The 9,373-nt window shown below is 45.4% G+C and carries 22 protein-coding genes; all 22 read right to left on the minus strand.

Annotation, left to right across the window (positions count from 1 at the left end; translation table 11 throughout):
* Position 1: 1 nt before the first annotated feature.
* Positions 2-463, minus strand: a complete 462-nt coding sequence (gene rplO, locus C7457_RS06745; RefSeq protein ID WP_121171339.1) for a 50S ribosomal protein L15 — start codon at positions 461-463, stop codon at positions 2-4.
* A gap of 1 nt (position 464) precedes the next feature.
* A complete protein-coding gene (gene rpmD / locus C7457_RS06750; RefSeq protein ID WP_121171341.1) occupies positions 465-650 on the minus strand; it encodes a 50S ribosomal protein L30 in 186 nt (61 codons plus the stop codon).
* A gap of 2 nt (positions 651-652) precedes the next feature.
* Positions 653-1,210 carry a 30S ribosomal protein S5 gene (rpsE, locus tag C7457_RS06755; RefSeq protein ID WP_121171343.1) on the minus strand — a complete coding sequence of 186 codons (558 nt, stop codon included), beginning with the start codon at positions 1,208-1,210 and terminating at the stop codon, positions 653-655.
* An 11-nt stretch (positions 1,211-1,221) separates the two neighbouring features.
* On the minus strand, positions 1,222-1,587 hold the full coding sequence (rplR, locus tag C7457_RS06760) for a 50S ribosomal protein L18 (protein WP_121171345.1): 366 nt from the start codon (positions 1,585-1,587) through the stop codon (positions 1,222-1,224).
* 20 nt (positions 1,588-1,607) lie between these two features.
* On the minus strand, positions 1,608-2,150 hold the full coding sequence (gene rplF / locus C7457_RS06765) for a 50S ribosomal protein L6 (RefSeq protein WP_121171347.1): 543 nt from the start codon (positions 2,148-2,150) through the stop codon (positions 1,608-1,610).
* 24 nt (positions 2,151-2,174) lie between these two features.
* Positions 2,175-2,597: a 30S ribosomal protein S8 gene (gene rpsH / locus C7457_RS06770; protein WP_121171349.1), complete on the minus strand. Its 423-nt coding sequence runs from the start codon at positions 2,595-2,597 to the stop codon at positions 2,175-2,177.
* Positions 2,598-2,624: 27 nt separating this feature from the next.
* Positions 2,625-2,810, minus strand: a complete 186-nt coding sequence (locus tag C7457_RS06775) for a type Z 30S ribosomal protein S14 (RefSeq protein WP_121171351.1) — start codon at positions 2,808-2,810, stop codon at positions 2,625-2,627.
* Between the two features lie 17 nt (positions 2,811-2,827).
* Positions 2,828-3,385 (minus strand): 50S ribosomal protein L5, encoded by a 558-nt coding sequence (gene rplE / locus C7457_RS06780; protein WP_121171353.1) that lies wholly within the window; start codon positions 3,383-3,385, stop codon positions 2,828-2,830.
* A 21-nt stretch (positions 3,386-3,406) separates the two neighbouring features.
* A complete protein-coding gene (rplX, locus tag C7457_RS06785) occupies positions 3,407-3,760 on the minus strand; it encodes a 50S ribosomal protein L24 (protein ID WP_121171355.1) in 354 nt (117 codons plus the stop codon).
* Positions 3,761-3,774: 14 nt separating this feature from the next.
* Complete coding sequence (gene rplN / locus C7457_RS06790) at positions 3,775-4,143, minus strand: 50S ribosomal protein L14 (RefSeq protein ID WP_121171357.1); 369 nt, start codon at positions 4,141-4,143, stop codon at positions 3,775-3,777.
* Between the two features lie 24 nt (positions 4,144-4,167).
* Positions 4,168-4,458, minus strand: a complete 291-nt coding sequence (rpsQ, locus tag C7457_RS06795; protein WP_121171359.1) for a 30S ribosomal protein S17 — start codon at positions 4,456-4,458, stop codon at positions 4,168-4,170.
* An 11-nt stretch (positions 4,459-4,469) separates the two neighbouring features.
* Positions 4,470-4,670 carry a 50S ribosomal protein L29 gene (rpmC, locus tag C7457_RS06800; RefSeq protein ID WP_121171361.1) on the minus strand — a complete coding sequence of 67 codons (201 nt, stop codon included), beginning with the start codon at positions 4,668-4,670 and terminating at the stop codon, positions 4,470-4,472.
* Positions 4,671-4,673: 3 nt separating this feature from the next.
* Positions 4,674-5,102 carry a 50S ribosomal protein L16 gene (gene rplP, locus C7457_RS06805; RefSeq protein WP_121171363.1) on the minus strand — a complete coding sequence of 143 codons (429 nt, stop codon included), beginning with the start codon at positions 5,100-5,102 and terminating at the stop codon, positions 4,674-4,676.
* 2 nt (positions 5,103-5,104) lie between these two features.
* On the minus strand, positions 5,105-5,803 hold the full coding sequence (gene rpsC / locus C7457_RS06810) for a 30S ribosomal protein S3 (RefSeq protein WP_121171365.1): 699 nt from the start codon (positions 5,801-5,803) through the stop codon (positions 5,105-5,107).
* A 14-nt stretch (positions 5,804-5,817) separates the two neighbouring features.
* Positions 5,818-6,216 carry a 50S ribosomal protein L22 gene (gene rplV / locus C7457_RS06815; RefSeq protein WP_121171367.1) on the minus strand — a complete coding sequence of 133 codons (399 nt, stop codon included), beginning with the start codon at positions 6,214-6,216 and terminating at the stop codon, positions 5,818-5,820.
* Between the two features lie 13 nt (positions 6,217-6,229).
* Positions 6,230-6,508 carry a 30S ribosomal protein S19 gene (gene rpsS, locus C7457_RS06820; protein ID WP_013537020.1) on the minus strand — a complete coding sequence of 93 codons (279 nt, stop codon included), beginning with the start codon at positions 6,506-6,508 and terminating at the stop codon, positions 6,230-6,232.
* Between the two features lie 9 nt (positions 6,509-6,517).
* Positions 6,518-7,345, minus strand: coding sequence for a 50S ribosomal protein L2 (rplB, locus tag C7457_RS06825; RefSeq protein ID WP_121171369.1), 828 nt, complete (start codon positions 7,343-7,345; stop codon positions 6,518-6,520).
* Positions 7,346-7,361: 16 nt separating this feature from the next.
* Positions 7,362-7,685, minus strand: coding sequence for a 50S ribosomal protein L23 (gene rplW / locus C7457_RS06830; RefSeq protein ID WP_121171371.1), 324 nt, complete (start codon positions 7,683-7,685; stop codon positions 7,362-7,364).
* Positions 7,682-8,308, minus strand: coding sequence for a 50S ribosomal protein L4 (gene rplD / locus C7457_RS06835; RefSeq protein WP_121171373.1), 627 nt, complete (start codon positions 8,306-8,308; stop codon positions 7,682-7,684). Before rplD ends, rplW begins: the two co-directional genes overlap by 4 nt.
* A 10-nt stretch (positions 8,309-8,318) precedes the next feature.
* Positions 8,319-8,942 carry a 50S ribosomal protein L3 gene (gene rplC, locus C7457_RS06840; RefSeq protein ID WP_121171375.1) on the minus strand — a complete coding sequence of 208 codons (624 nt, stop codon included), beginning with the start codon at positions 8,940-8,942 and terminating at the stop codon, positions 8,319-8,321.
* Positions 8,943-8,953: 11 nt separating this feature from the next.
* Positions 8,954-9,265, minus strand: a complete 312-nt coding sequence (gene rpsJ / locus C7457_RS06845) for a 30S ribosomal protein S10 (protein ID WP_013537015.1) — start codon at positions 9,263-9,265, stop codon at positions 8,954-8,956.
* Positions 9,266-9,281: 16 nt separating this feature from the next.
* Positions 9,282-9,373, minus strand: a 92-nt coding sequence (locus C7457_RS06850) for an EF-Tu C-terminal domain-related protein (protein ID WP_144444011.1), incomplete at its 5' end; no start/stop codon positions are given.

Here is a 9,373-nt window from a genome sequence, read left to right on the forward strand (position 1 = left end):
CTTATTTTTCAATCACTTCACAGGAACCACCAGCTGCCTCAATCTTCTCCTTAGCAGAAGCTGAGAACTTGTGAGCTTTAACTGAAAACTTCTTCGTTAGCTCACCATCCCCCAGAATTTTAACAGGCATGTTCTTCTTTGCAAGTCCTGCATTAACGAGGACTTCAGGTGTTATCTCAGCTCCTTCCTCAAACCTTTCGTTGAGAACACCAACGTTTACTACTGAATACTCTTTCTTAAAGGGAGCGTTAGAGAAACCTCTCTTAGGAAATCTCATGTAGAGAGGCGTTTGACCACCTTCAAATCCTGGCCTCGTTCCTCCCTTCCATCCTGAACGGGCCTTCTGTCCCTTTTGACCTCTACCAGAGGTCTTTCCATGTCCTGAACCGTGACCTCTACCTACTCTCTTCTTCTCCCTTACTGCACCAGGATTTGGACTAAGGTTATGTAATTCAAGTCCCATCTTACTCCTCCACAGGTTCAACTTTTACAAGTTCTTTAACCTTCTCAATCATTCCTTCAATAGCAGGATTTAACTCCTTAATCGTAGTTGCTCCCCTTTTGTGGAGTCCGAGAGCAGCCAAAGTGGCCTTTTTCCTTTTACTTTTTCCAGCAAGGCCACGAATTAAGGTTATCTTAACCTTTGCCATGATTACCTCCTAACGATTTCCCCTTCCTTTGTAACCTTCCTACCTGGAAGTTTCCAGCGCTTCCTCAGTTCCTCAACGGGAACGCCACGGAGCTGTGCAAATTCCTCAGGAGTTTTAAGCTGCTCAAGCCCTTTAAGAACGGCTCTAACTACAGTATGGGGGTTTGTAGAGCCGATAACCTTAGTAAGAACGTCTGTAACTCCGGCTGACTCAAGAACTGCACGAACTGGAGCTGAAGCAATAACTCCAGTACCAGGAGCAGCAGGTCTCATTATAACTTTTGAAGCTCCGAACTTAGCCTCAACTTCGTAAGGAATCGTTCCATCAACAACCGGAACCTTAATTAAGTTCTTTTTAGCATCCTCAGTAGCCTTCCTAATAGCATCTGGAACTTCAGCAGCCTTACCCCTTCCAAAACCAACTACTCCTTTGCCATCACCGACAACGACGAAAGCGGTAAAGCTGAACTTACGCCCACCGGTAACGACTTTCGCGTTCCTGTTAATATGGACTAACCTCTCCTTTAACTCTAAACCTTCAGGCTTAACTCTCTTAGCCATCTATTACCTCCCTAAAATTCAAGTCCACCTTCCCTTGCACCTTCAGCAAGGGCTTTAATACGGCCGTGGTAGATAAATCCTCCACGGTCAAAAACGACTTTCTTTATACCTTTCTCTAGAGCTCTCTGAGCGATAAGCTTACCAACCTCATAAGCCTCTTGAGTCTTTGTAAGCTCGGCAAGTTTCGGACGGAGCTCTCTATCCAGGGTTGATGCAGAAACTAGAGTAACTCCTTTAGTATCGTCAATAATCTGTGCGTATATGTGCTTTAAGCTTTTATAAACTGCAAGCCTTGGCCTTTCAGGAGTTCCAAAAATCTTCTTTCTTACCCTCCTGTGCTTCTTTGCTATCCTTTCGCGTCTGGTTAACTTAGCCATCTTCTCTCCCCTTTTAAGGATTACTTCTTAGCAGACTTACCAGGCTTGAGAATAATCTTCTCACCCCTATACCTAATACCTTTACCTTTGTAAGGCTCTGGTGGTCTAAAGGAACGAATCTCAGCCGCAACTTGACCTACCTTCTGCTTATCAATTCCACGAACGTAGATGTTGTTATCCCTATCAACCTCTATCTGAATTCCCTCAGGAATCTTATAGAGGACAGGGTGTGAAAAACCTAAGTGGAGTTCAAGGGTATCACCCTTTACAAAGGCCCTGTAACCGAGACCTTTAACCTCAAGAACCTTCTCAAAGCCCTTTGAAACTCCAATTACCATGTTGTTGATGAGAGCTCTCGTAGTTCCGTGGAGAGCTCTCATCTGCTTTTCATCGTTAGGCCTTTCAACTATAACCTTATTATCCTCAACCTTAATTGTAAGCTTTGGGTTAAAAGTAAATTCAAGCTGTCCTTTAGGACCTTTAACTATAACGTGATTCCCAGGCTTAACCTCAACTGTTACGCCCTGTGGTATCTCAACGGGAAGCCTTCCTATCCTTGACATCTTTCCACTCCTTCTCCTTTGGTTTTACCAGACGTAGCAGAGGACTTCTCCGCCTACGCCGAGCTTCCTGGCCTTGTAACCGGGGATAATCCCTTTGTTAGTTGAAAGAATCGCAACTCCAAGGCCAGCCTTAACAAGTGGAATCTCATCCTTACCGACGTAAATCCTCCTACCGGGCTTTGAAACCCTCTTAATCTCGTTTATAACCCTCTCCTTATTAGGACCGTACTTAAGGTGAACTCTTATCAACTTTTTCTTGTTCTCAGGGTTCTTAGCCCTCTTAAAAGGCTCCTCAATAATCTCGTAGTCCTTTATGAAACCTTCCTCTTTAAGGATCTTAGCAATAGCCTCATTCACCTTTGAGTAAGGAGCGTCTGTGTACTCCTTGTAAACAAGGTTTGCGTTCCTAATCCTCGTCAGGAAATCGGAAACTGTATCCATCATCATGGCTTCTCTACCCCTCTTACCGTGTTTTTACCAGCTGGCCTTCTTTAGGCCTGGAATTTTACCTTGGAGAGCAAGTGTTCTAAAGCAGAGCCTGCACATTCCAAACTCCCTTATGAATCCTCTAGGACGCCCACATAAGGGACACCTGTTGTACTTCCTAACCTTGTACTTAGGCTCTTTCTGAGCTTTAACAATCAAAGCTTTCCTTGCCATAAACTCCTCCTAATCAATTACTTCCTAAATGGGAAACCGAGAGCTTCAAGGAGGGCTTTAGCCTCCTCATCAGTTTCAGCAGTTGTAACGATTGTAATGTTCATTCCCCTAATCTTGTCAACTTTATCGTAATCAATTTCAGGGAAAACAGTCTGTTCCTCTAAACCAAAGTTGTAGTTGCCCCTTCCATCAAAGGACTTAGGGGAGAGTCCTTTAAAGTCCCTCGTTCTTGGAAGGGCAATTGAAATAAGCCTGTCAAGGAACTCCCACATCCTATCGCGCCTTAGTGTAACCTTAGCTCCTATGGGCATTCCCTTACGGAGCTTAAAGCCAGCTTCAGAACGCTTGGCCCTCCTAACGGAAGGCTTTTGGCCTGTAATAAGGGCGAGGTCGTTCATAGCATTTTCAAGCTCCTTAATGTTCTGAACGGCCTCACCTACACCCATGTTAACAACTATCTTCTCAATCTTTGGAACTTCCATAACGTTCTTATATCCAAACTTCTTCATAAGAGCAGGAATCACCTCTTCCTGATATCTCTTCTTAAGTCTTGGAATGTACTTCTCCTCTGCCATAACTCCTCCTTAAAGGGCGGATTACCGACCCGCCTTCTTTGGTTTGCTGATTTCGCTAATAATTTCACCTGATTTCTTAGCGTAGCGAACTTTTTTGCCGTCAACAAACTTTATGCCAACTCTTGTAGGTTGGCCAGTTTTAGGGTCAACAAGCATTACGTTGCTGATGTGAATCGGAGCTTCCCTCTCAATGATTCCGCCCTCTGGGTACTTCTGGCTTGGGCGGAGGTGTTTCTTAACGATCCTTACACCCTCAACAATTACCCTCTCTTCCTCGGGAAGGACCTTTAAGACTTTACCAACCTTTCCCTTGTCCTTCCCTGCTATTACTACAACTTTGTCGCCTGCCTTTATCTTAAACTTCTTCTTAGCCATTTAAATCCTCCCTATTAAATAACTTCAGGAGCAAGGGTCGTAATCTTTGTAAACCCTTTCTGCCTTGCCTCCCTTGCAACTGGGCCGAGAATACGAGTTCCAAGGGGTTCTCCCTGCTTGTTTAGGAGAACGCAGGCGTTATCGTCAAACTTGATGTAAGTTCCGTCAGGACGCCTCACCTCTTTCTTAGTCCTAACTACTACTGCCCTGTAAACCTCTCCCTTCTTAGCAGTAGCGTTAGGAATTGCGTCCTTTACTGTAACAACTATTTGATCACCAAGGGAGGCATACTTCCTGTTAGAACCTCCGAGTACCCTAATACACTGAACTCTTTTCGCTCCTGTATTATCTGTAACGTTAAGGTAAGTTTGAACCTGAATCATCTCCTCACTCCTTCAATAAAGGATTTACTCCTCTGGAGTCTCGGCTTCACCGAGCTTCTTGGCCTTCTCAATAATCTCAACGACCCTCCACCTCTTATGCCTTGAGAGGGGACGGGTCTCCATGATCTTTACAACGTCACCAACTTGACACTGGTTAAGTTCATCGTGAGCCATGTACTTCTTAGACTTCTTAACCCTCTTACCGTAGAGGGGGTGACGAAACTCCCTTGTAACCCTTACAACAACGGTCTTATCCATCTTATCACTAACTACAACTCCAACCCTTACTTTCCTTCTGTTGAGCCTTTCTGCCATATCTTCCTCCGTTAAGCCTTAACGCCGCGCTCTCTGAGTATGGTTAAAATACGGGCAATTTGACGCCTTACCTTGCGGATCTCCATAGGATTCTCAAGCTGACCAAAGACGTTTTTAAAACGAAGTTTGAGGAGCTTTTCCTTCAACTCAACTACCATTTTCTGGAGCTCCTCAGTTGACTTCTGCCTTAACTCCTCAGTGTACTTTTTCATCTTTTACTCCTCACCAGCTGGAGTTTCTTCTCTCTTAACGATTCTACACTTCATAGGAAGTTTATGTATAGCAAGCCTTAAAGCTTCCATTGCAACGTCTTCAGGAACACCGGCAACTTCAAACATTATTCTACCGGGAAGAACCTTTGCAACCCAGGTCTCTACGTTACCTTTACCTTTACCCATACGGGTTTCAAGGGGCTTCTTAGTGTAAGGTTTATCTGGGAAGATCCTAATCCAAACCTTACCGCCCCTCTTCATAGTTCTGGTCATAGCAACCCTTGCAGCCTCAATTTGGTTAGTTGTAACGTAATGAGGCTCAAGGGCCTGAATTCCATAGTCACCGAAAGCAAGCCTATTTCCGCGGTAAGACTTACCCTTTAACCTACCTCTCTGCTGCTTTCTATACTTGGTTCTCCTTGGCATTAACATGACTACTCACCTCTCGCCATCTCTTGTTTTACTTCTTTCTCAATCTTCTTAAGGAGTTCCTCTGTTTCATCCTTGTAAACATCACCTTTGTAAATCCAGACCTTAACGCCAATAACACCGTACTTAGTCTTTGCTATTGCAGTGCCATAATCTATATCTGCCCTAATTGTCTGCAAAGGTACCCTTCCTTCCCTGTACCACTCTTTACGGGCCATATCGGCACCGCCAAGCCTTCCAGCACACATAACCTTAATTCCTTTAGCGCCCGCCTTCATGGCGTCCGCAATAACCCTCTTCATGGCGCGCCTGAACGCCACACGGCGCTCTAGCTGTTGAGCAACGTTCTCAGCAACGAGCTGAGCGTTAAGCTGAGGATACTTCACCTCTTCAATGTTGATGCGAACGCTCTTCCCTGTAAGGTCTTCAAGGAATCTCCTAAGGGCTTTAACTTCAGCTCCCTTCCTTGCGATAAGGAGACCTGGACGTGCTGCCCAAATTCTGATGTCAATCTTGTCAAGAGTTCTCTCAATGTCTATACGGGCAATTCCAGCGTGGTAGTACTTCTTCTTAATAAGGTCACGGATTTTAAGGTCTTCGTGTAGGAAGTTAACGAACTTCCCCTTCTCCTTAACTACCCACTTAGACTCCCAATCCTTAGTAATCCCAAGCCTAAATCCGATAGGATGTACTTTCTGTCCCAAGGTTTACCCCCAAATTACTTTTTTGCTTCCGGTTTCCCTACCACAACCGTAATGTGGCAGGTTCTGCGCCTAATAATATTAGCCCTACCCATAGCTCTTGGCCTTACCCTCTTCATTGTAGGACCTTCATCTACGTAAGCCCTCTTAACGATAAGCTCTTCAGGGTCAAGGCCTTTTTGCTCAGCATTTGCAATAGCACTCTTTAAGACCTTTTCAACCATCCTTGCAGCTTTCTTAGGTGAGTTCTGGAGGATTGCAAGGGCTTGCTCTACGTGTTTACCCCTTATAAGGTCAACAACGAGCCTTACTTTTGAGGCCGACATACGGGCCCTTCTCCAGATTGCCCTTGCCTCTACAGGGATCTCAAAACCCCTTTCACCCTCTCTGTAGTATTCCCTCTGTTCAACAGCCATCTTCTACCTCTCCTTACTTCTTCTTAGCTACTTTCTGTCCAGCGTGACCACGGAAAGTTCTGGTAAGTGAGAACTCACCAAGCCTGTGGCCTACCATCTGCTCCGTAACGTAAACGGGAATAAACTTCTGGCCGTTGTAAACGGCAAAGGTGTGGCCGATGAACTCGGGAACGATTGTACATGCCCTATCCCACACCTTTATAACTTTCTTCTCTCCCGTTTCGTTCATCTTACGGACTTTCTTAAGTATTTTAGGGTTCACGTAAGGACCCTTTTTCAGTGAACGGCCCATTTAAACCTCCTACTTCTGATTACGGCGTTTAATGATGAACTTATCAGAGTACTTCTTAGCACGCCTAGTTTTGTATCCTTTGGTAGGCTGACCCCAAGGAGTAACAGGGTGCTTACCGAACGTTCTACCTTCACCACCTCCGTGGGGGTGATCAACTGGGTTCATAGCAGTACCACGAACTGTTGGCCTGATACCGAGCCACCTTGAACGACCGGCCTTACCAAGAACGATGTTCTCGTGGTCAAGGTTTCCAACTTGACCAATTGTAGCCATGCAGTCAAGGTGAACTAGGCGGAGCTCTCCAGATGGAAGTCTAAGCTGTGCGTAGTCTCCCACCTTACCCATAATCTGGGCAAAAGAACCAGCAGCACGGGCAAGCTGACCGCCCTTACCGGGCTTAAGCTCAACGTTGTGAACAATTGTACCAACGGGAATGTTCCTAAGCGGAAGAGCATTACCTACCTTAATCTCAGCATCGGGACCTGCAACAACAGTATCCCCGACCTTAAGGCCTTCAGGCCAGATGATGTAGCGCTTTTCACCGTCAGCGTAGACAAGGAGAGCAATTCTTGCAGAACGGTTCGGATCGTACTCAATAGCAGCAACCTTTGCAGGAACACCGATCTTATCACGCCTAAAGTCAATTATCCTGTAGCGGCGCTTATGGCCACCACCCTTATGGCGACAGGTGATCCTACCCTGGTTATTCCTACCAGTTCCCCTTACAAAGCCGACCGTAAGGGACTTTTCAGGTTCAGTTTTAGTAATTTCCGCAAAGTCCGAAACGGTCATAAAACGCCTTGAAGGTGTGTATGGCTTAAACCTTTTAATTCCCATTTTTAACTCCTCTTAACTAAAGTTTCTCAAGGTCAATTTCATAACCGGGCTTAAGGGTTACAACTGCCTTCTTCCAGTCCTTCTTCCTACCACGGAAGAACCTTACACCCTTTCTCTTACCCTTAACGATTATCGTATTGACCTTTTCAACCTTAACGCCGAAAATCTTCTCAACTGCCTCCTTGATTTCCGGCTTAGTAGCGTCCATAGCTACTTCAAATGTAACCTTTGTAATCTTCCTCGGCTCCTTAGTTTTGGAGCTCTTAACCTCAAGGTTTGCAAGCCTTACGCTCTTCTCAGTAATTACAGGGCGCAGGATTATATCATAGGGGGTTCTCATGACAGCCTCTCCTCTATTTTGGGTAGGATTGACTTGAAAACTACACACTTCTCATAAGCCAAAACGTCGTAAACGTTAAGACCTTCTACAGGAAGAACTTTAACGTTAGGAAGGTTCCTAAAGGAAAGGTACGTATTTTCATCAAGCTCAGAAGGGACAACAAGTAGAACTTTAGCATTCTCAAGTCCGAGGTTTTTAAGGAACTCAACAGCCTGCTTAGTCTTCGGCTTCTCAAATGAGAAGTCCTCAACAACTATGAAGTTACCCTCTTGGAGTCTACCAGCTATTACGCTTCTGAGAGCAACCTTTCTAACCTTCTTTGGAAGGTTGTAGGAGTAATCCCTCGGCTTTGGTCCGTGAACAACGCCACCACCAACCCACTGGGGAGCCCTTATAGAACCTTGCCTTGCCCTACCTGTATGCTTCTGTGGCCAAGGTTTTCTTCCACCACCTCTAACTTCACCACGGGTCTTTGTAGAGTGAGTTCCCCTTCTCCTCTTAGCAAGCTGCCACTTAACAGTCTCCCAAACGGCATGCTTCTTTATAGGAGCGTTAGCAATTTCATCCTTGATCTGTACAGTTCCTGCTTCCTGATTGTTAAGGTTTACTACCTTAATCTCCATTTCTCACCCCTTACTTTCCTTTAACTATTACAAGACCTCCCTTGTGTCCGGGAACAGCACCCTTTACAAGGATGAGGTTCTTCTCAGGGATAACGTCAACGATTTCAAGGTTCTTAACTGTTACAGTTTCGTTACCGTAATGGCCGGCCATCCTCTTACCTTTATGAACCCTTCCGGGGTCTGCACAGGCCCCTATTGAACCGGGTCCCTCATGGAAGTCTGAACCGTGAGAACGCCTACCACCACCAAAACCGTGCCTCTTGTGGTAACCGGCAAAACCTCTTCCCTTTGACTTACCGGTTACATCAACTTTCTCACCTGGCTTAAAGATCTCAACGGTTATCTTATCGCCAACTGAATACTGATCAACGTTATCAAACTTAACCTCTTTAAGCCACCTTGTAGGCTTTATACCAGCCTTCTTAAAGTGACCGAGAAGAGGCTTTGGAAACTTGCTCTCAGCCTTATTCTTCTCCATAAAGCCAAGCTGGAGGGCACTGTATCCATCCCTCTCAGGAGTCCTCTTCTGAACAACCGTACATGGGCCGGCCTCTATCACAGTAACAGCTATAGCTTTACCGTCTTCAGTAAAAACTTGAGTCATTCCAACTTTTCTACCGAGGATACCTTTCATCACTTCACCTCTTAATCAAGCTTTATCTCTACATCAACACCGGCGGGAAGCTTAAGGTCCATAAGAGCTTCCACGGTTTGAGGCTTTGGATTTTTAATATCTAGGAGCCTTCTATGCTTCCTTATCTCAAACTGCTCCTGTGAGTACTTGTACTTGTGAGGAGAACGAATAACGCTCCACCACGAACGCTTCGTAGGAAGAGGTATGGGACCGGCAACGATCGCGCCAGTCCTCTTAACTGTATCAATTATCTCCTGAACAGACCTGTCAAGAAGTCTGTGATCATAAGCAGTTAACTTTATTCTAATGCGGTCCTGAGCCATAACTACCCCTCTCTAATTAGTCAAGAATTTCAGTAACAACACCAGCACCTACTGTCCTTCCACCCTCACGGATAGCAAACCTTAATCCTTCCTCTATAGCTACCGGCT

The organism is Thermovibrio guaymasensis, assembly GCF_003633715.1.
Taxonomy (GTDB): Bacteria; Aquificota; Aquificia; order Desulfurobacteriales; family Desulfurobacteriaceae; genus Thermovibrio; species Thermovibrio guaymasensis.